Consider the following 25616-nt stretch of genomic DNA (forward strand, 5'->3'; position numbering starts at 1 on the left):
GGAATCAGCAATAATAGAATATTTCGACAGAAAATAGTTTTTCATTTTTAAATTCTAATCGGAATTGGCTGTCTTCCATTATGATACTATAAATGTGGGGCGATTTTAGAGAAGCTTCAATATAAGTTCCATATTTTTCAATGAAAGCTTTTTCAGACAGTGTATGATCTAAAATTGCGTTTGGATTTATAATAAATTTATTGTTTTCGTTGATAAAAACTTTAATGATTTCTCCCTGATTTTGTTTTTCATCTACAGAAACTTCCAAATCTGGATAGTAATAAAACAAATCACTTAAATAAATTCCGCATTCGTCTGAAATCTGAATTTTTTTAGTTGGATTTCCCATAGTTTTAATTAAATCAGTTTTAGAAATAGTAACCGATTTTGTTTTAAAACCTTTCAGTGAATAATGTGATTTTTGTGTGAATGCAATTATCTGTTCGACTAATTTATGATTTGCAAGTCCTTTGGCTAAAGCCATATTTAATTCGGTTTCTGCCAATAATTTTGGGTCGTTGATTTGCTTTACAACTTCATAATATCTTTGATATGCTGGTGTAAGTTTAGCGTATTCGCTGTTCCAGGCCAATTCTACAATTCTTTCGCTAACTGTTTTACGTTCGTTAAGAGCATTTGTATCAAGTTTGTCAAATTCTTTTAAAAGAACATCAAAATTAGGTCTCGGGCCAAGAAATTTTCTTAGCGTATATTTAGAATATTCCTCATTAAAACTGCCATTTATATTTACCCATTCCTCGGGATTTACCGGAAGATAATTTACAGGAACGGGATCTCCAGTAAATAAAATCTCTCTGATTTTTGAATTCTTATCAGGTAAAGCTCTCGCTTTTAGCCCCGCCGCAAGAACAAAAAGATGATTGCCACCATAGTAAGCATCACCACCCTCAAGAATTGGGTTTTGAGGATCTTTAATTTTTATATCTTTTGCATTAAGACTTTTAGCAATATATCTCTCTTGAATATATCCTTCGTTCAAATTATCAGCTTGTATTTTGTACCAGCCATTTTGATTTTCAGATAATAAACGGACTTCAGCTCCATATTTAAAATGCCCTAAAAAATCTGCAGATGTATTAGGAGAAGAGAAAAGTCTTGTGTCGGAATTTAAAAAATAGCGTTCTTGGGAATGAAGTAGAATGGAGCAGAAAAAGAGTAAGAAGTAAAGTTTTTTCATGAATGTTTCTATATTTTTTTGCCACGAATTCCACAAATTAGCACTAATTAATATAAAAATAATTCGTGACAATTTGTGGAATTCGTGGCAACTTAAATTTTAGCAATCAGCCATATTTACGGCTACAGCAAGACCTCCTTCAGAAGTTTCTTTATATTTTGAATTCATATCTTTTGCTGTTTCCCACATCGTATTAATTACTTTATCTAAAGGAACTTTAGCATTTTTAGAATCCGTTTCTAAGGCCAATTCAGCAGCATTTATAGCTTTAATTGCACCCATTGTATTTCTTTCGATGCAAGGAATCTGAACCAAACCGCCAATAGGATCGCAGGTTAATCCTAAATGATGTTCCATTGCAATTTCAGCCGCCATAAGAACCTGAGCAGGAGTTCCGCCCATCAATTCGCATAAAGCTCCTGCGGCCATTGCAGAAGAAACGCCAATTTCAGCTTGACATCCGCCCATTGCTGCAGAAATAGTAGAACCTTTTTTGAAGATGCTTCCAATTTCGCCAGCAACCATCAAAAATTGTTTGATTTCTTTTTCGCCTGCATTATGGTTTTCAATTACCATATAATACATTAAAACGGCCGGAATTACTCCAGAACTTCCATTTGTAGGAGCTGTAACAACACGTCCTAAAGAAGCATTTACTTCATTCACGGCAAGTGCAAAACAACTAACCCATTTTAAAATCTGGCGAAATTTAACTTCAGTTTTTCTGATTTCTTCCAACCAGCTTTGTGGGTCGGTATAGTTTGATAATCCAATTAAATTTTGGTGCATGTCAAAAGCTCTTCTGCGCACGTGAAGCCCGCCAGGAAGAATACCTTCAGAGTGACAGCCAATGTACATACACTCAAGCATAGTGTTCCAAATACGCATTAATTCAGAATGAACTTCTGCTTCTGGACGCATCGAAATTTCATTTTGATATACAATTTCAGAAATTGTTTTGTTTTCAGTAATCGTATAATTCAATAATTCGGCTGCATTTTGAATTGGGTAAGGAAACGCACATTTTATTGCTTTCTTTTCTTTAGCATTTGTACGCTCTTCTTTAACCACAAATCCGCCTCCGATAGAATAAAAAGTAGATTCATATTCAGAGTCATCAGATTTATAAGCTGTAAATTTTAATCCGTTGGCATGAAACGGAAGAAAGTCCTTATTGAAAACAATGTCTTGAAGAAAAAAGAACGGAATCACTTTTTGGTTGCCCAAATTGATTTCGTTTGTAGTTTCGATTTTTTTAATAATTCCCGCGATATCTTCAACAGGAATATATTCAGGATCTTGTCCGCTCAATCCAAGCATTACGGCAAGATCTGTCGCGTGGCCTTTTCCGGTTAAAGAAAGCGAGCCATATAAGTCGACTTTTACTCTTGTAATGTCGTCTAAAATTGCTTCGTCTTTGAGCTCTTCAAGAAAACGTTCGGCAGCACGCCAAGGACCTAAAGTATGTGAGCTTGAAGGGCCAACGCCAATTTTAAGCATATCAAAAACAGAGATACATTCTTCCATTGTTCAATTTTTATTAAGACAAAGATAATCGAATAATGCAATTATGATTATTTTTTGAATGTTAATCTTGCATATTTGTTAAAAAAGATATTAAAATTTAATAATTCGGCAACGAAATAAATTTAAAACCTTAATATGCGCTTTACGTAAAAAGTTAGCTATTTTTAGGTATTTTTGTAAAAGAACGAGTTGTAAAGAATACTCGATTCTTCAATATTAATACTTCATGGATTTTGTTTGAATTCTGAAATGTCTTTTTACAAATTATAATGCCACAAGAAGATAAAGTTACCATATGATAGAATTTTTCAGACATCTATTACAAGAATTCGAATTACCTTTAAGCAACCCTGTATTAATTTTTTCATTAATACTTTTTATAATTCTGCTTTGCCCAATTTTACTTAAAAAGATAAACATTCCTGGAATTATTGGACTTATTATTTCAGGAGTTATTATAGGCCCGCACGGTTTAAATATCTTGGCAAAAAACTCTGCAGTTGATCTTTTTTCCACAATTGGACTTTTGTATATTATGTTTATTGCAGGGCTAGAATTGGATATGAATGAGTTTAAAGCCAATCGAAATAAGAGTTTGCTCTTTGGTCTTTTTACTTTTATTTTGCCACTTTCGATAGGATTTCCAGTTTGTTTTTATTTGCTTCAATACGATTTTAATGCCAGTTTCTTAACAGCGAGTATGTTTGCAACCCATACTTTGGTTGCGTATCCGATTGTAAGTAAACTGGGAATTGCTAAAAATCAAGCAGTGGCAATTACTGTTGGAGGAACAATTTTGACAGATACTGCCGTTTTGATTATTCTTGCCGTAATTATGGGAAGTGCTCAAGGAAGCTTAAATCAGGCTTTTTGGATCAAATTGACTATTTCACTGGCAATTTTTTCTGCCATAATGTTCTTGCTTATTCCAAGAATCGCCAAATGGTTTTTCAAAAAATTAGAAAGTGAAAAACATGCTCATTATATTTTTGTGCTTTCCGTGGTTTTCTTTGCAGCCTTTTTGGCCGAGGTAGCAGGAGTAGAGCCAATCATTGGAGCTTTCGTTGCTGGTTTGGCGTTAAATCCATTAATCCCGCATTCTTCTGCATTGATGAATAGGATTGAGTTTATTGGAAATTCTCTATTTATTCCATTCTTCCTGATTTCAGTGGGAATGCTTGTTGATGTTAGCGTTATTTTAAGCGGGCCAACTGCTCTGATTGTAGCTGGAACTTTGAGTGTTGTGGCAATATTCGGAAAATGGATTGCTGCATTTTTTACTCAGATTGTTTTTAAATATACCAGAACCGAAAGACAGCTTATTTTTGGATTAAGCAGTGCGCACGCTGCAGCAACTTTAGCCGTAATTCTGGTGGGTTATAAAGCTAAAATTTTGGATGAAAATATCTTAAACGGAACCATTATTCTGATTCTGATTACGTGTATTGTGGCTTCATTTGCCACTGAAAAAGCGGCTAAGAAAATTGCAATCTGCGAAGAAGAATTTTCGCATGAAGATACAGAAAGAGACCAAATACTTGACGAACATATTTTGATTCCGTTGGCTAAAACTTCTGCAGCGGCAAGTTTATTGGATTTTGCCCTTTTAATAAAAGATAAAAAATCATCTAACCCAATTACTTTATTGACGATTGTTCCGAATAATAATCAGGCAGAAAAAAACATTTTGAAATACAGAAAAGCGGCCGATAAATTTGTTATTCAAGGTTCAGCTTCAGAAGTTAAGATCAATACCATTGCCAGAATTGATCACAATCCTGCGAGCGGAATTGCGAGAACTTCTAAAGAAATCATGTCTGATATTGTGATTGTTGGATGGCCGAGAAAAACAGGATTTATTGATAAAATCTTTGGAGAAAATGTAGATTCCATAATCAATAATGTTGATAAAAATCTGTTTATCTGTAGGTTTCAGAAGAATTTTATTGAAGAAAAAAGACTGGTTTTTATCTGTCCGCCATTTTCTGAGAGAGGCGTTGGATTTCATTTATTGCTTCAGAAAATCTGTCGCTTATCTCAAGAATTAAGCATTCCGATTGTACTTCATGCCGAATATAAAACTCACGAAACCATTCAACAGATTGCTAATAATTTGAAATTGAATGCCAAATTAGGATTTAAAAATGTTTCTGATTGGGAAGATTTTGAAAGTATTTCCGATGAAATAAAAACAACTGATTTAGTAGTTTTCAATCTTTCAAGAAAAGGTTCTATTTCGTATCAGTCAATTTTTGATAAACTGCCACAGAAATTTGAAAAATATTTCAATGGAAATAATGTGATTTTGGTTTATCCGCAAGACGATAGAAAAGAAAGTTCGATGGATGCTTATGAAGATTTTACGGCATCGCCTTTAGCAAAAGGAATTGAAGCTATAGAACAGATTGGTCGAGGCATTGGAAGTATTTTGAAGAAAAATTAGGCAATCTTTTTAAAAGCTGCAATCGAATAAATGAAACAAAAATTCCTGCTAATTGTATTGATCGCGATTACTTCTATAGTAAATGCCCAGAATAAAATGAAAAACACAGAAGAACTTATAGATAAAGCTGATCCAGGTTGGCCAGTTGTAGAAGAGTGGATTAAAACTGCAAAAAATAAAGTAGAGATTTTACCAGTTGATCCTGTACGAGCAAAAGAGACTTTATATAAAACTCAAGTTACAACGAGGTCTACTATGGGCGCTGTAATTTTTATGACAGGAGGTCTTTTAATAGACGATGGCTGGATTAGAATTTTGGGTTCTGGAAGTGCAAAATTTAATAGAACATTACCTGATTGGAATAAAGGGAAATCATTTCAAGAGTTTGGAGAAACTCCCAACTTTCTGTTGATTGCAGATGATGCAATTGGAGGTTTTTACTTATTGAATGGTGGAGGTTTAGGAAATGATCTGGGAAAGATTTATTATTTTTCTCCTGATAATTTAGAATATGAACCGCTTGATATTACTTATTCTGAGTTTTTAGGTTTTTGTTTTAATAATGATCTTGATAAATTCTATGAAGGCAATAGATGGACTGGATGGCGCGAAGAAGTGTCAAAGCTAAAAGGTGATGAAGTTTTTAATTTCTATCCTTTTCTCTGGACTGCTGATGGAAGCGATATTAATAAAAATACACGAAAAGTTATCCCAATTCAAGAGCAGTATGGTCTTAATCTCGATTTGAGAAAACAGCTTGGTTTTGAAAAGTGAAAATAGGAAGAATAATTTCAAAAAAATATCAAAATGAATCACAATGCTAAGTCAATACGCCCATTTATTGGTTCTAAAAATTTTGAAATATCCAGAAGTTTCTATCGAGATTTAGGATTCGAAGAAACGGTTTTAGAATCTAATTTTTCGGTTTTTAAAACAGGAGAAATTGCTTTTTATCTTCAAGATTATTACGATAAAAGTTGGATTGAAAACACTATGATTTTTCTAGAAGTTGATGATGTGGATCGTTATTTTAATGAATTATTAGCACTCAGTTTGACTGAAAAATACGATGTAAAACTAACCCCAACTCGCCATTTAGATTGGGGAAGCGAATGTTTCCTGCACGATCCAGCAGGAGTTTTATGGCATTTTGGGAAGTTTAAATAGGCCGTATTTTTTTGTCACGAATTACACAAATTTTCACCAATGGTTATTCAATTAGAAAATAAAATAAATTCGTGTAAATTGGTGAAATTAGTGGCAAGCAAAAAAAATCATCTCAATCCAAAATCACCCAAAACACGCGTTGAGCTTTTTCTTTGATACCAGTCATTATAAACCAACTCTAAATTTTTGACCTCAAACTCCCTGAAATCATAATCATGAAACTTTTCTACTATTTCTATTAATCTTTTAGGATTTTGAAGCTTTTCCTGAAAACGCATTATAGTAGAATGCGCTGTTGAAATTTCATATCGGCTGTCTATAGATTGCTGTAATCCTGAATTTTTGAAATTCTCTCTAAGTCTATTTCGTAAATTATTCAATGTTTCATCACTTGGAAATCCTTGAATCATAATTGCCGATGGAGAAGCAGTTATGCCTTTGTAATGGATTTTGATTTTTTCCACTTCAACAAGACTTCTGCAAATTACTTCAATATATTCGTTTGGTGAGATCTGATTTAATGTAAATTTATCCGAACAAGAAATAATCGACATTACTGTAATATGGATATCTGAATCTGGATAAAAATACTGTTCTGGTTCAGCCTTTTTTAATTCGTTGATAAAAGTCTGAATGTTAGCTTTAATTTCATCATTTGGACGAATAAGAAGCGTAATTCCGAAACGGGAATCAGATTCGTTTTTAAGATCAAAATCGATCGAGTATTTTCCTGCTGAAATGATTTCAGAAGATGTTTTATAAAGCTGATTGTAATGTTCGGTTAAATTCATTTTTGTACGTTATTCAGCTTCAAAAATCGATTTTAGAAGCTTTTGTAAATCATGTTTATTGTTCTCTCCGCCGCCTTTCCATTTCCCAATAATAATGCCGTTTTTATCAATAAGAACTTTGTGCGGAATTCCGCTGACGAAATAATCCTTATCTATAGAACTATTATTTTCTAAAATCGAAATGTGTTTCCAAGATTCGATTTTATCTTTTGCAATGGCCTTTTTCCAAGCATCTGATTTTTCGTCTTTTGTAACGCTTATAATTTCAAGACCTTGTGATTTGTATTTTTTGTATAACTCTCTAATGTAAGGTAATTCTTCGCGGCAAGGAGCACACCAGCTAGCCCAGAAATCTATTAAAACATATTGTTTGTTTTTAAAATCGGCAAGCGAAATGTCTTTATTATCAATATCTTTCAGATTAAAGTAGGGAGCAGGACTTCCAACTTTGCTTTGTTTAAAATATTTTAACTTCTCGGACATTTCTTGCCCTTTTTCCGAATTCTTTATTTCTGGGGTGAAATTTTCAAAAACTTCTACGAAAGTGTCATAAAAACTCATTCCAATAAAACGACCAACATGAATTCGTATAAGTTGTAAAGCACGGTATGAATTAGGATGGTTTTTAGCAAAAACAAAATCAAGTTTTAATTCTTCAATATCATTTTGATCTTTTGCATTTTCCAATTCATCCAAACGAAGGTTTAATTGATTCTTAATTATAGAATCCTTTTCAATTTCAATTTTTGAATAAACTTCTTTTTGTAGTTTTACGATTGAATCACGAACTTTTTTTGTGGGTTTATGAAGTTCTAAAATTTCTTTTTCAATTGCAGCTTCGTCTTGAGCAAAACCCAAATAGCTTATAAAAAAGGTGAGAAGTAAAAGAAGAAGGTTTATTTTTTTCATTAAATAAGACTTTGTAAATAATAAGAAAATAGAATTTAAAATTATTTCTTTTTTGCTTTTTCAAGATTTTCTTTTACCCTAAACTTAACAATTTCAGCAATTAAGTCAAAAGGCATTGGATCTTTCAAAGGAAATTGAACAGAACCTTTTCCTGATTTATATTTAGCAAGTTTTTCAGCAAAAGCTTCATGTCCGCTTGGTAAAGCATATAGCCCAATATGGTTTTTAAAAGCTGCAAAATAAACCACAATTCCATTCTGCTCAAAAGCTGGCATCGAATAGCTGATTTTTTCCTTAGCATCTGGAGCTGCTTTCTGAATCGTCATTCGAACTTTTTCTAGAACTTCCTGAACATCATTCGGAAATCCGCCAATGTATTCGTCTATGTTTTCGGGTTTTTTAACTTCCATAGTTTTTTTGTTTCAGGTTTCACGTTTCAAGTTGCCTTTCTTTGCAGTTAAAGCTTTACCGCAAAGTGCGCTAAGGTTTTTTAATGCGAAGACTAAGCAAAATCTATATTTTAAGTTCGCAAAGCATAGTCTATAAAAAAACTTTGTCTAGGCAAAGCTTTGTGAACTTTTTCGTTTTAAATGACTCGCAAAAAACTTAGCGTACTTTGCGTAAATCTTTGCGTGCTTTGCGGTAAAAAAAAGACTATGCTGTTAAAAAAATTAAGCGAGTCCCTTTGGAAAACGATCTAGAACCAGATTCAATCGTAAATTATGCTCCAAATAAGCTTTTGCTCCCGCTAAAACCAGAGTAAAACCTTCAGTTGAATTACGAACCTGATCGATTATTTTATCCGAATCTCCCTGAAAACCAGAATTGGTAATACTCACAAAAGTTTCATTTTCGTTTAATGGACTAAAAACCCATTCTACCAAAGTAATTTCGTCTGGGTTTCCCCATTCTATGACAATCTTTTTGTTTTCTTGTAAAACAAGTGTGGTAACCGAAAGCGAAAAACCATACATTTCCCAAGTCCATTCGGTTTTCTGGTTTTCTTCTAATTTTCCGGATCCTTTTGTAAACCAAAATTTACTGGTTATCTGCGGATCAATAAAAGCCTGAAAAACTTCTGAAACAGGTTTTCTAATCAGCATTTCGGCTTTTGCAAATTTGTTATTTTCTGTTTTCATTTCTTTTTAGATTAGAAGTTATTTGTTAGAAGTTTAAATGTAAATTTTAAATTAATTTACATTTAAACTTCTAATTTAGGAATTCAGATATTATTATGTCCTAAAATTTAATTAAAATGTAAATCCAGCGATTAAATTAAGAGAATTTGTTTTCATTGATCCATCAGATCTAATAGGATATTTAGCAATATCTGTTAGACCTAAATTTTCTCGTAATTCAATATAGATGTTGTGATTGTCATTTAGTTTAAATTCTTTTCCGAATCCAGCTGAAATTCCAAAATCCAATGATTTGCTGTATTTTGTGTCTTCTAAATTTTCATTTGAGTTTTGTATACCAGAAGTTTCATATTTCCAACCAGACTTAAGCAAATAACCAAAATAAGGCCCTCCATTAATATAAAAACTCTTATTTCGGGTAAAATTGAATTTTAACATTATAGGAAGTGTAATATAGTTAAAGTAATTAGTTGTTTTAATACTATAATATTTATATGATATATCCGAAATATAAGCACCTTCTCCTTTTGAAGTTTTTGTTTTTCTATCGTAATCCAAATCTGCTTTTAAGGATAGACTTTCATTCAGTTTGTATTGTAATGAAACTCCAAATAAATAAGAGAAACCAGGGTCTTCATCTATAAAAGATTCGTAGCCTCTAAAACTTGAGTAGGTTAAACCTGCTTGAACTCCAAATTTAAATTTTGATTCTTGTGCAGTTGTTTTGAATGCGATTAAAGTAATTGTAAAAAGGAGTAAGGTAATTTTTTTCATTTAGTAATTGGCTGGTTAATTTTGAAGAGCGAATATATGTAATTGGCTTTTACTATTGTAATTAAAGCTTCTTTTTATCAATCCATTTTCCAACACTTGGCGCAACATAATTCTTCATTTGCTCCAGCAGATCATCAATATTATCGCTTACTAAAAGCATTTCTCGATTGACTTCTTTCAGCAATCCCTTTTCTGTCATAGTTTGCAATAAAGTTATCAAAGCATCGTAAAAACCGTTTACGTTCAAAATGGCTATTGGTTTTTTATGTAATCCTAATTGTGCCCAAGTTAACATTTCGAAAAGTTCTTCTAGAGTTCCAAAACCTCCTGGAAGTGCAATGACACCATCGCATAAATCATTCATTTTTGTTTTTCTTTCGTGCATGCTTTCAACCAAGATTAATTCGGTTAAACCTAAATGAGCGATTTCTTTCGATCGTAGAAAATTTGGAAGAACCCCAATTACAGTTCCACCAGAATTTAAAGCTCCATCTGCAACTGCGCCCATCAGTCCCACATTTGCGCCACCGTAAACGAGCTCTATATTTTGTTCGGCCAAAGTTTTTCCTAAAACAATGGCTTGTTCTTCGTAAATTTTTTCAGTGCCAAAACTAGAGGCACAGAAAACAGTTATTCTTTTCATCTTTTGAGTTATGAGTTATGAGTTATAAGTTATGAGTTGGGATCTAAATTACAAGTTATTGTCAACTTATAATTCATAACTTATAATTCATCATTTTTTTTGTAGTTCATATTCAAAATAAGGAAAATCAGCGCCGTTAATAGTAAATGTCAACTCATTAATTTTTTTGGCTCCAAGTTTTAAGACGGCTTTTTGAGATCGGAAATTTTCTGCTCCAACATGAAAAAGCACCGAATTGACATGCTGGAAAGCATAATCCATCATTAGTTTTTTGTTTGAATTATTATAAGGTCCTCCCCAATATTTTCTTGTAATAAAAGTGTAGCCGATTCCAACGTTTGATTTTTCGGGATTGTAGTCGTAAAAACTAGTAGTTCCCATTATTTCATTAGTTTGCTTATCAAGAATTAAGAATGGATTCTTTGTAATTATAATATCAAAATAAGTTTTAAAACCTTCTCTTGTGTATCGGTCTTTTACTGGATTCTGTTCCCAAATTAGTGGATCAGAAGCAGCTTCAAACAATGCTTCAAAATGTTTTTCTTCTAAAGGAATTAATTTTGAAATTTCATTTTCTAAAAAATCTGGCTGTAAATTGAAATTTGATGTTTGCATTTTTTTGGTTTTTTGATTGATTAATTTTTATTCCATTCAGTTTTTCGTTTTCAATCTTTGTCGACTCAACTAGCGATCCTTCGACTTCGCTAAGGAAGACAGAATAAAATCTATTTAATCTGCAAAATCTGCGTGAAACAAAAAAGTTAAATCTGTTTAATCTGCACACAGGAAACATTTTGCATTTTAATCTGTTTTCCCACTTTCTTTAATAATCCAGTTTTAGAATTTCTTTTAAAAACAACAACATTATTAGTTTGAACATTCGAAGCCACTAGAAATTTTCCACTTTCGTCAATAGCAAAAACGCGAGGATGTTTTCCTAAAGTAGATTGATAGCCAATGTTTTTCAATAATCCGTTTTCATCAATTGAGAATATTGCAATATTGTTTTCCTTGCCTCGGTTTGTTGCATAAAGAAATTTTCCATCAGGAGAAATATGAACATCGGAGCTTTCAAAACCTTCTTTGATTTTGTCGGGATGTGTGGCAATGCGTTGAATTTTGTTCAAGAGGCCATTTTCATAATTGTAAACACTTATTTGTCCCGCCATTTCTTCAATACAATATCCCCATTTTTGATTAGGATGAAAGGTAAAATGTCTTGGGCCAGCTTCTAAATCAGTTTTTGTAAACGGACTTTGAGTTTCGATTAAAGGCTTCTTCTGATTTTGATCAAAAGCATAACAGCGTATTTTATCGGCGCCTAAATCGGGTAAAAATAAATAATCGCATTGTGGCGAAAATATAGCCGAGTGTACGTGAGATCTTGTTTGCCTTTCTTTATTTGTACTACCATCCGTATATTGAAAATTCTGCGCAATAGAATCAATTTTACCATTTTCTAGAATTGGATAAACAGAAACGCTTCCTTCTGTATAATTGGCATTTGCCAACCATTTTCCGTTTTTATGAACGCTAACATACACAGGATTTTCGCCTCTGCTTCTCTGACTATTTAAAAAAGTCAAAGTTTTTGCTTTTGTGTTGAATTCAAAACTGCTCACACTTCCTGCATTCGGAGTTTTGGTATCCGTACACGCATAAACATATTTTCCATTTGGAGAAATCGTCAAATAAGACGGATTCACAATATTTTTAACTGAAGTAAATTTGGTTAGTTTCCCGTTCAAAGTGTCCAATTGATAAACCTGAATTGCTTCGGCCGTTTTATCACGATTATATGATCCCAAAAAGACATAAGTGCTTTGAGAAAACAGGTTTATTGTTATCAGAAAAACAAGTGCAAAATAGTATGTTTTTTGTTTCATTTTTTGTTTTAAGAGTTTTAGGCTTTGTTCAATTTGTCAGACTGAGCGAAGTCGAAGCCCTAGTGCCAATTGGAGCGCCCTTCGACTTCGCTCAGGGTGACATAGTAATTAACAATTCATAAATTAATTAACCCCTTTCCACCATTGTTTAAATTCTTGTTTATTATTCTTCAATTCGACAACTTCGCCGATCATTGGTGTGATTAATGAAATCGGATTTTCAGATAAACGATTCAATTCAGTCACTTTATTTAAAGGTTCATCCCAAGAATGTAGCGATAAAGCAAATTTTGATGAGTGCACTGGAAATACTCTTTTAGCTTTCAGGTCTTTCATGGCTCTTATAACATCTTCTGGCATATTGTGAATGTATTTCCATTTTTCATTGTATTGGCCGTTATCGATTAATGCAATATCAAATGGACCAAATTTTTCGCCAATTTCAACAAAATGAGAATCGTAGCCACTGTCTCCGCCCAAATACATTTTAAAATCTTTAGTTTCGAGAATGAAAGAAGTCCAAAGTGTATTACATCTTTTAAAACCTCTGCCCGAAAAATGACGGGAAGGAGCAGTATGAATGGTCAGATTTTCATCTAATTTGATAGTGCTGTACCAGTCTTTTTCAATGATATTTTTAGATGGAAATCCCCAGAATTCTAGGTGCGAGCCAACTCCAAGCGCCGTAATTATTTTTTTAGTTTTAGGTTTTAATTTTAAAATTGTATCGTAATCCAAATGATCATAATGATCATGTGTAATCAATAAATAGTCAATTTCTGGAAGATCTTCAACTGTATAAATATCAGAACCTTTAAACGATTTTGTTGTGCCAGGAATAGGAGAGGCATTACCGCTGAAAACAGGATCAATCAAAAAACGTTTTCCTTCCAGCTGAATATAATATGACGAATGCCCAAACCAAACTAAAATATCCTGATTTAAAGGAAGTTCTAATAAATTGGTTTTTATAGACGGAATCAAATCTGTCGGGACTTTTCGATCTACTTTTTTAAAGAAAAATTCAAATAAAACTCCAGCCATACTTGCTCCTTCAGCTAAATCTGGCGTAAAACTCTGATTTTCGAATTTTCCATTTTTATATTGCGGTGAATTTTGAATTTGAACTAGTCTTTCTCCCGAAGGTGCTTTTCCGAATTTTGGATGTTGCAGGAATATGTAAAATGCCAAAACAATCAAGCATAATAGAATTAAGAATGTAATCATTGATTTTGAGGATATAAATTTTGGGTATATTCAATTGAAAGTAAAATTATCTTTTTTAAGGTTTCGATATCAATATCAGCCAATTTTTTAATGTAAATGCATGCCTTAGACGAAGTATGTTTTCCAAGTTTAGATAAAAGTGCTTCTCTTTTTTCTTCTGGCAGATAAAAATAAACAGTCATTGCTGTTTTTCTTGGCGAAAAACCAGCCAACGGAGCGTCACCTTCGTGACCGCTTTCGTATTTGTAATGGTAGCTTCCAAAACCAATAATACTTGGTCCCCACATTTTTGGTTCAAAACCTGTTATTTCCTCAATTATTTTTAGAAGTTCAAAAGCATCATTTCTTTTGACATCATTTTCAACAGCGTTAATAAAATCAGTCACGCTATTTTGAGTTTCTGTGGTTTTATTTTTTGCCATTTCAGTTTGTTTTTTTATTTAATAAATCGCTTTTCAAAAGCATGTTTTTGATTTTAAATTCAGTTGCATAAAACAAATTAGAATCTTCTGGCATCTGATTTTCCATTACAATCAAACTCACATCACTTTCCGGGAAATACAAATTTACAGAAGAAAATCCATCACCTAAACCTGTATGTCCGAGATATTTAATAGGTTCTTCTTCAACAATTCTAATTCCATAACCATAAGGTTGTTTTGCTTTTCCGAAGAAATTATGCTGAGATAAAATGGTATTTTTAATTAATAATTGATACGATTCTGGTTTTAGAATCTTTCCTTTATGAAGATTATTGTTCCAAACTACTAAATCTGATGCTGTAGAAATAACGCCATCTGCTCCAAGGCTTTCGTTAGTAATTTGTCTCGTTGTAATAGGTTCCAATTGAGTTTTTGCATTGAAATAACCGATTGCCAAATTTTGAGTTTTATCTCCAGAATAGCAAAAAGTATAATTCATTTTTAATTGCTTAAAAAGTGATTCGGCAACTTCTCTATAGCTTTTTTTAGAGCTGAATTCGACAATTTTTGCAATTAAATTAAAGCTTAGATTCCCATATTTGAATTGTGTTCCTGGCTTAAAAGCCAAAGGTTTTTGTAAATCGACAATTCCGTGCGAATGATTAAGGAGCTGATGAACTGTAACAGAATCTGCCCAAGTTTGAGTTAATTCAGGCAGATATTTTTTTATTGGTGCATTCAAATCTACTTTTCCTCTTTCTACTTCCAATAAAAGCAAAACGGCAGCAATTAATTTACTGTTCGACATGATTTCAAATTGCGTATCCATTTTCAAAGGCTTTTTACTTTCGAAATTTGACAAACCTTCAACTTTTGAATACAATGTTTTTCCGTTTTTAGAAATCAAAACCACACCATTAAATTTAGGGTTTGAGGTTTGAATTATACTATCAATACTTTTTTTATAATCGTCTTTTTTTTGAGCCGATGAATTGCAAGAAGCGAAGATTAAAACTAATAATAAAGAGATTTTAGTGATGAAGTTCATTTATAATTGTTGATGGTGAATTGTAAAATGTGAAATGTGAAATGTGAAATGTGAAAATATGCCTTAGCCGCTATTTATAGATTTAGTTTTTGAATTAATAATTTACCATTAACAACTCACAATTAATTAGAACATTCCATTTTCATTAATAGAATCTTTTGGTACAGGCTGCCCTAAATCCCAAAGCTCTACGATTTTATCCGATTCGAATTTGATAATGTGCACAACCGCAAAACCAATATCTGAAGGGGTTTGTTTGAGATGTGAATGCACGGCAACCAAGTTTCCGTCTTCCAAAATATGATGGATTTTAAACACTTTATTCGGGTTTGTTCTGGCAGACTCTTCCATAGCAAGCATCAATGTGTCGGCGTCGCCTTTGAAATAGGCGTTATGATGTTTGAAATTCTTTCCGACATATAATCGAAAACCTTCATGAGGATGCCCTTTTGCTGCTAGTTTCAGGAAGTTTTTAGCGATTTCTTTCTTAGTCATAATTCAAAATTTAAAAGCAAACTAAGTTATGAAATTAAGTGCTATAAATTTTGCAGAAAATAACAGGGAATTTATAAAATTAGATGGCTTCCGATTTGATTTTGGTAAGATCGATATCCAATTTCGCAAATTCTTTTTCGCCCAATTCTGTTATATAGAAATGCTTGTCTGAAGCATCATTTTTGGCAATGCATTTTTTGTCTGCAAATGTTTCCAAAAGCAGTTCGCCGAGTTTACCGCCAATATGGCTGTAGCATTTTTTTGCTGGTTTTGCAGTATTTTTGGTTTCCATTTTTATTTAGATTTTCTTTTTTACAGCGATTTTAGAAGCCAAATAAGCCATTGGAAGATAAGCAAAGACCAAATGGACAATGCTAAACCAGATTGGAGAAGGAAGTGTAAAGACCATTGTGATGCCACCAAATAAAAAGAAGGCTCCAATGACAAAAGCTAATTTTGTTTTGTGAGACGCAGCGGATAACGCAGTTGTAAGTGCTCCTGCAAAAGTTCCGATTGCGTGGGCTAAAAAAGGAAATAGAAAATGCTTTGGCTCGAATAAATGCATGCTTGCCTGTAAACCTTCTGTAGTGGTAACATCGGCACCATTTGGAGGCGGAATTATAGAACCGCTTATTAAAATGATACTCATGTTGACAATGCTTCCAATAACAAGACCTGCAATTACGGCCAAAGTATTTCTAAATATAGGGTTCATAATTTTCGTTTTTATTATAACGAATTTATGAAATTTATTCTTTTGATGATAATGCTCTTTCGGTTTCTATTTGAGGTTTTCCTGTTGCGTTTGGTTGGCCTTTTCCAGTTTCTATTAATTTTTTCAAACTGTTCTCGATATAGTTGCCCCAGCCAGCTTTGCAAACATCAAAACATTCGTATTCAGGAACCAAACCAACATGTGTAAAAGTGAGTTTTGTTTTGTTGCCTTCTTTCGAAATGTCGAAAACAGCTGTTGTATTGGTCCATTCGGTATCGTCTTTGGTAAAACTGAAATAGTTTTCTTCAATTAGCCAGACGATTTTCTGATTCGGAATAACTTCTGTCAATTTTATTTTACAGCGATGAACATCTTCGTAGTGGTATTTAAATTCATCACCTTCGTTTGCAGTTTTGCCTTCAATTTCTTCAGACCACCAGCCTTTGACATTTTGTATAGCTTTAAAAACTTCCTCTGGTGATTGATTGACAAGTATTGTTGTAGTAAAATCGTGAGTGTTCATAATCAATTGATTTTTAAAATTAGTAAAGTAAAATTACAATCTAAAAATCAATTGATTAAGGTGTTTAAAAGACAATTTTGAGGTGTATTTCGGACAGAAAAATTGTCAGACGTTTTCGGTTAGTAAGACAACACTCATTATAATTCCAAAAAATATAAGAATGCTCAATAAGCCAATCAAAGTAACTCTCCACCCGCCGAAAGTTTCACCGCCATTTTGAATATGTTTTTGAATGTTCTGTTCCTGGAATTTTTTTAAGAAATAAGAAGCCACAGCCGAATAAAGTACAGGGAAAAGTATGCTTGGAAAGTTATCAGGAATGATAAAAATGAGCCCAATAATTGCAATCATTGATAGTGTGGTAATAGTCCATGTGTTCCTTGCTTTTTCAGAATCATTAAATGCTTTAAAATTTTCTGCAATGCAATACCCCGCAACCAGCGGACCAGCAAAAAATGTCCCTATTCTAATAGCTTTTTCTGAATATATTTTTTCGGTTGGAATTTCTTCAAAAACTGATTTTTCTAAATTATTGTCTTCTATCATTTTTTATAAAATAAGATTTGTGATTTATTGTATTACCTTAATTTTTTCTGGAATTTTATTAATCAGTTCAAAATGTTTTGCCATTACATTTTCAAGCTCCAATGTTCCGCCTAGAATGATCATTTCTTTGTGTGTAAAACGTTTTCCTAAACGGTCTTCGAGCATGATTTTTTCCATGCTTTGAGCCATTTCAATTTCAAGTAAAAACTCATTCGGATGTCCGGCTGTGCAAATTACAAGTCCGTACGGAATGGTTTTCATCTTTCTTGAAGTTTCATTTTGTCCGTAGGCATATCCAACTGAATACACGCGATCAAACCAGCCTTTTAACTTTGCAGGACAATCGCTCCACCAGACAGGATACAAGAAAATAATACAATCTGCTTTTTCTATTTTTTCTTGTTCTGTTAAAATATCTGCAGGAATAGGAAGCTGTATTTTAGCAAATCCTTCGCGCTCATATTCTGCTTCAGACATATCGCTGGCAAAATTAGAAGCATACAAATCAGAAACTTCTATGTTCCAATTTTCATTGCCTAAAACCGATTTTAATCTTTCTAAAACCTGAAAAGTATACGATTTTTTGCTCGGATGCGCGTAAACAATTAAAACATTCATCGATAGATTTTTTTAGATTTTCAACTATTTAAAATTCAGATCTGATTTGTACGAAAATACGAATTAAAACGAAACAAAATTAATCTTCAGAGAATTCCAAAATATCACCTGGCTGACAATCTAGAACTTTACAGATTGCTTCAAGTGTACTGAAACGAATTGCTTTTGCTTTGCCAGTTTTTAAAATTGAAAGATTTGATAATGTTAAATCTACTTTTTCTGAAAGTTCATTTAATGACATTTTTCTTTTTGCCATCATGACATCTAAATTTACTATAATAGGCATAATTTTTCGTTTAAATAGTTAGGTCAATTTCAGATTGAATTTCGATTCCTCTTTTAAAAATCTGCCCAACGACAAACATCACAATTGCCATAAAAATCCAAATGCTGTGGCCTTCAAGATTTAGTGACTCTAAAGAAGGAAGTTTTACGCCTTTAATAATTAACCAATTGTTGAATTTGAAAGCCCAAAAAGAAAACAATCCGATTCCGAAAGCCAAATAGGATAGATAAGATATAAAACGTCCCATTTCGGCAGTAAAAGGCTGTTCTATATTTAATTTTTTCTCGTGCAGCATTTTTACAATAAGATAAAACATAATTGCTTTTAAGATTGCGACAATGCTGATAAAACATATTTCCTGAATGTAAAAACTAGGATTGTAATTGTATAAATCAAGCAAACTAAGAAAACGGGCATTATAGGAATTTATAGTTATGGTATATATTCCGTTAAAAAGATACATGCCAGTTTCTACGCATAAGCCAATAAAAATAATCCATGATAAAATATTCAGGATTTTTAGAATCTGCGGTGTTCCAATTTTAATTTCCATACTATTTGAAATTACAAGTTATGCTGCTAAAATAATAAAAATTTATTGATAAACAATAAATAAATAGTTTTTATCAAAAAAAATAGCTTCAGCAATTTAATGCTGAAGCTATTTTTGTATCTTTAAAAACTTTGTTTATCGAAGAACCTTCTTTTCGTTTTCGAGCATTTTTTCTATGTTAAAATAAATGCCATCTACATTGTAAACGCCCTTTTCGAAACTCAGGTAATCACAATTTTCAACCAATGATTGTCCTTTCGATTCAATTTCAAAAAGGTTGAGTAATATATATTCGTGATCGACCATTAAAACATGAAAACCAGTTTCGCATTTCTTGCCGTCGCCAGAGGAAAGAATTACATTCATAATGCTGTGAAACTTAAAAGAGGCAATTTTTGCTGCATTTTCATCTCCTTTTAAATGATAAATATAGGCTAGATAATTAAGTTGTCTTAAGTCAAATGGAAAATCGCTTAATGAATTATTGATTAGCTTTATAATTTCATCGTAATCTGAGCTTTCTAATTTTTCTTTAGCATAATAAGTGCGGAGTTTTTCATCATCAGGAGAAGTCCAAAAAGCATTGTATTTGGGCTGAAAAACATAGCCTAAATATAAATGGCGATATTCATCATGCGTTAAAAGTGTATCATTTTTTATAAGCCTTTCCATTAATTTCGGATAAAAGAATTTGGAATTTTTATCACTAATTTCTTTTTCGATTGTTTTATAATCGGGTTTTGTAAAGCCGATATCTTGGGCATTTAACTGGATTCCGAAACAAAAAAACAGTAGAATAAAAATTTGTTTTAGCATGATCTAGAGGGTTTTAGGTTATGGTTCTGGTCTTACTAAAATACAAATTATTTTATTCGTTTTACTTCCCAAATTGCCACCATTTTCTCTTAGTGATTTCTTTTTTGCTTTGATTGTGTTGACTATAATAGACACAAATCTGATCTGTCAGATAATCATAAACATCATCATCTAAATATGGTTTTTTCGAATTCATTAATTTTTTGACATTGCTACTTATTAATTTAATTTCTTTTTCGTCAAAAATAGAAGATGTAGTTAGTGTAAGGGAGATAAATTGAGCAAAATCTTTATGCAACTGATTGTAATTCACATTTCCATTTCTATATGCTTCGTCTTGAAGTTTGTCTAGCCCTCGTAGCATTTCTGCTTCAATTGTTTCGGCCTTTCCAGTGGGAGGAATAAGTTTACGCAGTTGTTCAACAATTTCAGGAAATTTATAGTTAGTTGGAAATTTTGGACAAACTATATGACTTGGTTTGTAAACTGGATTTCTTTTTTCGCATTTTTCAATAAGTTCTCTTACGTCAGCAGAAGTGTGTTCAAGCCATTTTCTTGGATTAACACCAAATTTGTTTTTAAGATCGAGATCTGTGCCGAGCATCATTATTTTTTCGATAATGTTTAAATGAAGTTGGCGTTCTTCTCCTTCTGTACGCCATGGAAATCCTTGAATTGCCCAATACGAAACCGTTCCGCCATTATTATCAGGTAAGTTTACGTCGCCTCCATAATCAAGAAATAAATCTAAGGATTTTACTAATTTTTGTTGCTGTATAGCAATATGTAAACTATTATAACCCGCTTTGCAATATGTATTTGGATTAGCGCCTTTTTCAAGTAAATAATGAAGCATTTTTACTCTTTCATTTTCATCTTTACATCCAAATGAAGTAAGAACAGCGACTAATAAATTCTCATAATATTCATTATTAAAATATGAATCAACATCAATAGAATTTGTTTCTATAATTTTTTTTGCTGAATTGAATTCTCCTTTAGCAATCTCTGTAGATAGAGTTGAAGAATACTGTTCTGGAATGAATTTGAAATTACCCATTTTAAATTAGATTTTATAATTTTCAAATGTACGTTTTTTACTATAAAAAAACTTCTTTTATTCAACAATCCATTTCCCTTTTTCTTTTGCAATATCAATTAATTTTTGGCCATGTTCTGTCATTAAATTCTGTTGAATCATGCGTTCGGCTCTTTCGATATTCGGTTTGCTCCATTTACTGGTTTTGGGATTTCGATGAGAGAAGGTGAGGTAATAGCTTTCGGCATCTCTTTTTTTGCACAAACTGTCAATCCAGCCAAAACAGAGCGCTTCTTCGGTTGCTTCAACTAAATTGACACTTTGCGTTTTACTTTTTTTATGAAACAAGATTAGCCAAACCGATTTTTCTGTTTGACTATTTGCTTCGAGCCAGTTACGCCAATATTGCCTTGTTGTAGCATAAACAGCTAATTTTCCGTCTTTAGTTTCCATCTTTTTAGTTTTTTTATTTTATAAAGGTAAAGCGACCTTTTGACAACAGTATGTCAGTAATGAAACTAAAAATAAAGTTTTGAAAACTAGATGTTTCAATTGTTTGTGATTTATTTTAACCGAAGCAATTCGCCTTTTCGTTTGACAATGTTTTTATAGTCCCATTGAATTTCTCTACTTTTCTCGAGCCAGCGTTTTAAATCTTCTTCATTTATTTGGTTGGAGTTTATGTAACGCATTTCGGCAGCTTTAAAAGAACCTTCGTTTTTAAGTTTTTCCTCATCAAAAGATTGTCCGCTCCAGAATAGTAATCTGATGGAGTCTTTTAATTTACTGTAACCCACAATCGGATTTCCGTCTAAAAACCAGACAGGATGGGCGTGCCAGATTTTGTTTTCGGCTTCGGTTAGATTTTTATTTATAATGGTATAAAGAAGATCGCAGATTTCTTTGTTTTCTGCTGTCTGAGAATCGTTGTATTCCTGAATCTGATTCATATTTATAGCATTTTGGTTATTTTATATCTTGTTTTAGCTCAAATAAAATATAAGTTCCGTTGCTTGACTGCCCTCTCGATTTTTCTATAAATCCTTTTTTAAGGTAAAATTCAATTGCTTTGATATTGTTTGCAAGGCATTTTAGAGTAATTGGAAATGCTGTTTTCTGTATTGTGGCTTTTAACAATTGGGTGCCAATGTTTTTTCCTTGATATTCAGTATCAACGTAAAGGTGATGTATAAAATTGTTGGGCATCCAGATCGAAATAAATCCGACGGGAATATCGTCTATAAGTGCAGTTAAAATGTATTCTCCCTGCGTTTGTTTGTCGAAATCTTCTAATTTAAATTCTGATGTGTCTTGCTCTGTAAATGTTCGCTGTCTTTCTTTTAAGAAAATAGTTCTTAAATGTGGTAAAGTGACATTTTTTGCTTCTTCTAAAACTATCATCTCGAATTTACATTTATTGTTTATTGAACATAGACAAGATAAATAAAAAAATCCGACTTGCTTATGCAAATTGGATTTTGATTTATTTTTGAGTCTCCAGCTTTTTCATGAATTCATTTGATGCCAGTTCCAAAGCTTTATAGTAGTTTCCTTTTTTAAGTTCGGGAACAGAATAAGTAGCAATTATGTTTTGTGTGTCTTCAGTACTTAATTTGTATTTTATAAAATCGACACTTATGACCTGAATTTGTCTTAATGTTTTACTTAGGATTATTAAAAGAGTTGGGTCTAATCGCGGGTCTTTTGATAGAAATTTATCTAGTTCCAATGTATATTCTTCTAAGGACTGAAATGGAGCATAAGAAGGAGTCGTGATCACAACAATTTTATAAAGATGTGCTTTTTCGAAACCGTTTAATGTCGTGTTTAAAGACTGAAGTTCGGCTGGTTTCAGTATTTTTTCGAAGTCATTAACACAGTCTGTAGAACCCGAAAAAGAGCTTTTTAATTGAGTAGCAAAATCGGTGTCGTTTTTTGTTTGGGCAGATATAAGAACTGAGGTTAACAGTACAAGCGTAAAGAATAATTTTTTCATTCTGTGGCAGTTTAGATTTGGTGCAGCAAAAGTAGCATATTCTTTAATTTTAAACAGATGAAAAATAGAATAGTTTTGGCTTTGAGTTGAAAATATATACATGACTTTACATAAAAATAAAATCCGATTTACAAAAGCAAATCGGATTTTGAAATTTTTATTGCAGAAGGGGAAGTAAGTGGTCCCATTTTAATTCTTTAGCAAAATCTAAAGGGGTTTTACCAGTTTCTGTTTTTACATTTTTGTCTGCTCCAGATTCCAGTAAAACCTCTACAGAAGTCTGATTTCCCGCAATAGCTTCACGATGCAGAAAAGTATATCCTAATTCGTCTTGGCTGGATACTTCTTCTGGATTATTTTTTACAAAATCAATAAGACTTTCTCTCATATTTTTGCTCATTGGGTGTTCAATCAGATTTTCAGGTTTTTCTTTTTGTTCATTTACGACCAAAATGTCATTGAAATCGCCAAAATCTAGTCCCCAAGCTTCATCATGAGATTCTCTTTCGTCTTCGCTCATTTCAGAACGCATTGCCTGAATTGTAAATGCGCCGTAAGTTTGTCCATTAATGGCAAATAACCAATCGCTGATTTGATTTACGGGAATTGCAACTTCGTCTCCGTTACTTACATTCGTCAATTCATCAGGGTCATTTACTAAAACTCCGTATATGTTTTCGCCGTCAAAGTTTACGTCGTTAATCCACATGTGTTCTACAACAGTTTCGTTGTCAATGTCTTGTGTAAAAGCTAGTTTTACGCAAGCGACATCTAAACCAGGAACTATTCTTCGGTATTCCCAAGATAGTTCTCTCCAGAAATATTTAAAGGTTTCCTGAGCTCTTTTGTAAGCTTCAATCATTTTTGGATTTTCTCCGTCGGCGTAGAATATTTTTGTTTCTTCCATAAAAAAAGGATATTTAGAATAATTTATAAAAGTAATCTTTTTAGTACTTTGGGAGAAATGTTATTTAATGAATTTTGAGATTTGTTTGGAGCCTTTTTTTGAAACCAAAGTATTGTCATTTCGACCGAAGGGAGAAATCTTCGTGAGAAATTCCGCAAAGTAAAGTTATTAGCAAAGATTTTTACTAATCTTAGTCGAGCTACTTATGGAGATTTCTCCTTACGTCGAAATGACAAATATTGACGATTTACTTTGTAGAATTTCTAGTGTGATTTCTCCCTTCGGTCGAAATGACAAAATGAGTGTAACTATATTTTCGTAACAAAAAAATCCGACTTGTTTTCACAAATCGGATTTTATAAATTGAGAATTATATATAACCGTAAAACGGTATATTTTTACAAGTGAATTACTTCGCCGTAAGCGTCAGCTACAGCTTCCATAACAGCCTCGCTCATTGTTGGGTGAGGGTGGATAGATTTAAGGATTTCGTGACCAGTAGTTTCTAGTTTACGAGCTACAACTGCTTCAGCAATCATATCTGTAACACCAGCACCAATCATGTGGCATCCTAACCATTCTCCATATTTAGCATCGAAAATTACTTTTACGAATCCGTCAGCATTTCCGGCAGCTTTTGCTTTTCCAGAAGCTGAGAATGGGAATTTACCAATTTTTAATTCGTAACCTTTTTCTTTTGCTTGTTTTTCTGTTAAACCAACAGAAGCGATTTCTGGAGTTGCATAAGTACAACCAGGAACGTTTCCGTAATCGATTGGGTCTACGTGTAAACCTTTAATTTTCTCCACACAGTTAATTCCTTCAGCAGAAGCTACGTGAGCTAAAGCTTGACCTGGAGTAACGTCTCCAATTGCGTAGTATCCTGGAATGTTAGTTTCGTTATAAGCGTTTACTAAGATTTTATCTCTGTCAACAGCGATACCAACTTCTTCTAATCCGATGTTTTCAATGTTTGTTTTAATTCCAACTGCAGAAAGTACGATGTCAGCTTCAAGAACTTCTTCTCCTTTTGAAGTTTTAACGAAAGCTTTAACTCCAGCACCTGTCGTGTCGATACGCTCAACAGAAGAGTTTGTCATTACTTTAATTCCAGATTTTTTCAAAGAACGCTCAAATTGTTTTGAGATATCTTCGTCTTCTACAGGAACTACGTTTGGCATAAATTCTACGATAGTAACGTCTGTTCCCATTGAGTTGTAGAAGTGAGCGAACTCTACTCCGATTGCTCCAGAACCAACAATGATCATAGATTTTGGTTGAGTTGGCAATGTCATTGCCTGACGGTATCCAATTACTTTTACACCATCTTGAGGTAAATTTGGCAACTCGCGAGAACGAGCACCAGTAGCGATGATAATGTGATCAGCGCTATATTCTGTAACTTTATTGTCTTTATCAGTAACGTCAAGTTTTTTTCCTGGTTTTAGTTTTCCAAAACCTTCAATAACGTCAATTTTGTTTTTTTTCATTAAGAATTGAACACCTTTGCTCATTCCTTCTGCAACACCACGGCTGCGTTGAATAACTGCAGGGAAATCTTTATCAAATTCAGAAACTTTCAATCCGTAGTCAGAAGCGTGCTTAAGGTAATCAAAAACCTGAGCAGATTTTAAAAGCGCTTTTGTTGGGATACATCCCCAGTTAAGGCAAACTCCACCAAGATTTTCTTTTTCTACTACAGCTGTTTTAAAGCCTAATTGTGAAGCTCTAATCGCTGTTACATATCCTCCAGGACCACTTCCTAAAACAATAACGTCGTATTTCATTTTTTTTGCTTTTAGTATTAACTATCGAAAATGAAGTTTATATTTCCGAAACTCATCTTTCGATTTCTTCTTTGTTATTTGTGATTGCGAATTTAAGGATTTATTTTATATGAACACCTGAAATTTTGTTTTTAAAGACACAGATTTTGGTCTTTTCACAG

At 32.8% G+C, this 25616-nt stretch carries 32 protein-coding genes; 3 read left to right on the forward strand and 29 right to left on the reverse strand.

What is annotated here, in order from left to right; translation table 11 throughout:
- Positions 1-4: 4 nt before the first annotated feature.
- Together ABXT06_RS03415 and ABXT06_RS03420 are read right to left on the reverse strand one after the other, a co-directional pair.
- The gene (locus ABXT06_RS03415) at positions 5-1198 is read right to left on the reverse strand and encodes an SH3 domain-containing protein (protein ID WP_354589480.1); all 1194 of its coding nucleotides are present in this window, start codon (positions 1196-1198) and stop codon (positions 5-7) included.
- 99 nt (positions 1199-1297) lie between these two features.
- The gene (locus ABXT06_RS03420; RefSeq protein ID WP_111366177.1) at positions 1298-2725 is read right to left on the reverse strand and encodes an L-serine ammonia-lyase; all 1428 of its coding nucleotides are present in this window, start codon (positions 2723-2725) and stop codon (positions 1298-1300) included.
- Positions 2726-3020: 295 nt separating this feature from the next.
- Between ABXT06_RS03420 and ABXT06_RS03425 the strand changes: the two genes are divergently transcribed.
- Genes ABXT06_RS03425 through ABXT06_RS03435 form a run of 3 tightly spaced genes read left to right on the forward strand, consistent with a single transcriptional unit; the run spans position 3021 to position 6335 of the window.
- Positions 3021-5168, forward strand: coding sequence for a cation:proton antiporter (locus tag ABXT06_RS03425; RefSeq protein ID WP_354589481.1), 2148 nt, complete (start codon positions 3021-3023; stop codon positions 5166-5168).
- Positions 5169-5198: 30 nt separating this feature from the next.
- Positions 5199-5942: a DUF2625 domain-containing protein gene (locus ABXT06_RS03430; protein WP_354589482.1), complete on the forward strand. Its 744-nt coding sequence runs from the start codon at positions 5199-5201 to the stop codon at positions 5940-5942.
- A gap of 33 nt (positions 5943-5975) precedes the next feature.
- Complete coding sequence (locus ABXT06_RS03435; protein ID WP_354589483.1) at positions 5976-6335, forward strand: VOC family protein; 360 nt, start codon at positions 5976-5978, stop codon at positions 6333-6335.
- A gap of 107 nt (positions 6336-6442) precedes the next feature.
- Here the strand turns inward: ABXT06_RS03435 and ABXT06_RS03440 are convergent, their stop codons facing one another.
- From ABXT06_RS03440 to lpdA, 27 genes are all read right to left on the reverse strand, one after another.
- Positions 6443-7126 carry a 2'-5' RNA ligase family protein gene (locus ABXT06_RS03440; protein WP_354589484.1) on the reverse strand — a complete coding sequence of 228 codons (684 nt, stop codon included), beginning with the start codon at positions 7124-7126 and terminating at the stop codon, positions 6443-6445.
- A gap of 9 nt (positions 7127-7135) precedes the next feature.
- Complete coding sequence (locus ABXT06_RS03445) at positions 7136-8035, reverse strand: TlpA family protein disulfide reductase (protein WP_354589485.1); 900 nt, start codon at positions 8033-8035, stop codon at positions 7136-7138.
- Positions 8036-8076: 41 nt separating this feature from the next.
- Positions 8077-8445 (reverse strand): iron chaperone, encoded by a 369-nt coding sequence (locus ABXT06_RS03450; RefSeq protein WP_354589486.1) that lies wholly within the window; start codon positions 8443-8445, stop codon positions 8077-8079.
- 261 nt (positions 8446-8706) lie between these two features.
- The gene (locus ABXT06_RS03455) at positions 8707-9174 is read right to left on the reverse strand and encodes an SRPBCC family protein (RefSeq protein WP_354589487.1); all 468 of its coding nucleotides are present in this window, start codon (positions 9172-9174) and stop codon (positions 8707-8709) included.
- Between the two features lie 111 nt (positions 9175-9285).
- The gene (locus tag ABXT06_RS03460; protein ID WP_354589488.1) at positions 9286-9948 is read right to left on the reverse strand and encodes a porin family protein; all 663 of its coding nucleotides are present in this window, start codon (positions 9946-9948) and stop codon (positions 9286-9288) included.
- Positions 9949-10009: 61 nt separating this feature from the next.
- On the reverse strand, positions 10010-10591 hold the full coding sequence (locus tag ABXT06_RS03465) for an LOG family protein (RefSeq protein ID WP_354589489.1): 582 nt from the start codon (positions 10589-10591) through the stop codon (positions 10010-10012).
- A 90-nt stretch (positions 10592-10681) separates the two neighbouring features.
- The gene (locus ABXT06_RS03470; protein ID WP_354589490.1) at positions 10682-11206 is read right to left on the reverse strand and encodes a GNAT family N-acetyltransferase; all 525 of its coding nucleotides are present in this window, start codon (positions 11204-11206) and stop codon (positions 10682-10684) included.
- A 146-nt stretch (positions 11207-11352) separates the two neighbouring features.
- The gene (locus tag ABXT06_RS03475) at positions 11353-12477 is read right to left on the reverse strand and encodes a lactonase family protein (protein ID WP_354589491.1); all 1125 of its coding nucleotides are present in this window, start codon (positions 12475-12477) and stop codon (positions 11353-11355) included.
- A gap of 123 nt (positions 12478-12600) precedes the next feature.
- Positions 12601-13704 carry an MBL fold metallo-hydrolase gene (locus ABXT06_RS03480; protein WP_354589492.1) on the reverse strand — a complete coding sequence of 368 codons (1104 nt, stop codon included), beginning with the start codon at positions 13702-13704 and terminating at the stop codon, positions 12601-12603.
- A complete protein-coding gene (locus ABXT06_RS03485) occupies positions 13701-14126 on the reverse strand; it encodes a DUF1801 domain-containing protein (RefSeq protein WP_354589493.1) in 426 nt (141 codons plus the stop codon). The genes ABXT06_RS03480 and ABXT06_RS03485 overlap by 4 nt, the downstream gene beginning before the upstream one ends.
- A 1-nt stretch (position 14127) precedes the next feature.
- Complete coding sequence (locus ABXT06_RS03490) at positions 14128-15174, reverse strand: serine hydrolase domain-containing protein (protein WP_354589494.1); 1047 nt, start codon at positions 15172-15174, stop codon at positions 14128-14130.
- Positions 15175-15300: 126 nt separating this feature from the next.
- Entirely contained in the window at positions 15301-15669 is a 369-nt protein-coding gene (locus ABXT06_RS03495; protein ID WP_354589495.1) for a nuclear transport factor 2 family protein, read from the reverse strand.
- 79 nt (positions 15670-15748) lie between these two features.
- The gene (locus tag ABXT06_RS03500) at positions 15749-15961 is read right to left on the reverse strand and encodes an ArsR family transcriptional regulator (RefSeq protein ID WP_354589496.1); all 213 of its coding nucleotides are present in this window, start codon (positions 15959-15961) and stop codon (positions 15749-15751) included.
- Positions 15962-15967: 6 nt separating this feature from the next.
- Positions 15968-16384 (reverse strand): hypothetical protein, encoded by a 417-nt coding sequence (locus tag ABXT06_RS03505; protein ID WP_354589497.1) that lies wholly within the window; start codon positions 16382-16384, stop codon positions 15968-15970.
- A 34-nt stretch (positions 16385-16418) separates the two neighbouring features.
- Positions 16419-16907: an SRPBCC family protein gene (locus ABXT06_RS03510; RefSeq protein WP_354589498.1), complete on the reverse strand. Its 489-nt coding sequence runs from the start codon at positions 16905-16907 to the stop codon at positions 16419-16421.
- A gap of 105 nt (positions 16908-17012) precedes the next feature.
- Positions 17013-17453, reverse strand: coding sequence for a hypothetical protein (locus tag ABXT06_RS03515; protein WP_354589499.1), 441 nt, complete (start codon positions 17451-17453; stop codon positions 17013-17015).
- A 24-nt stretch (positions 17454-17477) separates the two neighbouring features.
- A complete protein-coding gene (locus tag ABXT06_RS03520) occupies positions 17478-18071 on the reverse strand; it encodes an NAD(P)H-dependent oxidoreductase (protein ID WP_354589500.1) in 594 nt (197 codons plus the stop codon).
- Between the two features lie 79 nt (positions 18072-18150).
- Positions 18151-18357, reverse strand: coding sequence for a helix-turn-helix domain-containing protein (locus ABXT06_RS03525; protein ID WP_008468622.1), 207 nt, complete (start codon positions 18355-18357; stop codon positions 18151-18153).
- Positions 18358-18367: 10 nt separating this feature from the next.
- The gene (locus ABXT06_RS03530) at positions 18368-18910 is read right to left on the reverse strand and encodes a DUF2975 domain-containing protein (RefSeq protein ID WP_354589501.1); all 543 of its coding nucleotides are present in this window, start codon (positions 18908-18910) and stop codon (positions 18368-18370) included.
- Between the two features lie 135 nt (positions 18911-19045).
- Positions 19046-19726 (reverse strand): DUF4919 domain-containing protein, encoded by a 681-nt coding sequence (locus ABXT06_RS03535; protein WP_354589502.1) that lies wholly within the window; start codon positions 19724-19726, stop codon positions 19046-19048.
- A 61-nt stretch (positions 19727-19787) separates the two neighbouring features.
- Complete coding sequence (locus ABXT06_RS03540) at positions 19788-20786, reverse strand: ankyrin repeat domain-containing protein (protein WP_354589503.1); 999 nt, start codon at positions 20784-20786, stop codon at positions 19788-19790.
- 57 nt (positions 20787-20843) lie between these two features.
- On the reverse strand, positions 20844-21218 hold the full coding sequence (locus ABXT06_RS03545) for a YdeI/OmpD-associated family protein (RefSeq protein WP_354589504.1): 375 nt from the start codon (positions 21216-21218) through the stop codon (positions 20844-20846).
- A 110-nt stretch (positions 21219-21328) separates the two neighbouring features.
- The gene (locus ABXT06_RS03550; RefSeq protein WP_354589505.1) at positions 21329-21715 is read right to left on the reverse strand and encodes a DUF1801 domain-containing protein; all 387 of its coding nucleotides are present in this window, start codon (positions 21713-21715) and stop codon (positions 21329-21331) included.
- 16 nt (positions 21716-21731) lie between these two features.
- On the reverse strand, positions 21732-22166 hold the full coding sequence (locus ABXT06_RS03555; protein ID WP_354589506.1) for a GNAT family N-acetyltransferase: 435 nt from the start codon (positions 22164-22166) through the stop codon (positions 21732-21734).
- 82 nt (positions 22167-22248) lie between these two features.
- Positions 22249-22761: a TPM domain-containing protein gene (locus ABXT06_RS03560; protein ID WP_354589507.1), complete on the reverse strand. Its 513-nt coding sequence runs from the start codon at positions 22759-22761 to the stop codon at positions 22249-22251.
- A gap of 157 nt (positions 22762-22918) precedes the next feature.
- Entirely contained in the window at positions 22919-23668 is a 750-nt protein-coding gene (locus ABXT06_RS03565; protein ID WP_354589508.1) for a DUF2314 domain-containing protein, read from the reverse strand.
- A 398-nt stretch (positions 23669-24066) separates the two neighbouring features.
- Complete coding sequence (gene lpdA, locus ABXT06_RS03570) at positions 24067-25455, reverse strand: dihydrolipoyl dehydrogenase (RefSeq protein ID WP_354589509.1); 1389 nt, start codon at positions 25453-25455, stop codon at positions 24067-24069.
- Positions 25456-25616: the final 161 nt, after the last annotated feature.

This window comes from Flavobacterium sp. UW10123 (genome assembly GCF_040538975.1).
Taxonomy (GTDB): domain Bacteria; phylum Bacteroidota; class Bacteroidia; order Flavobacteriales; family Flavobacteriaceae; genus Flavobacterium.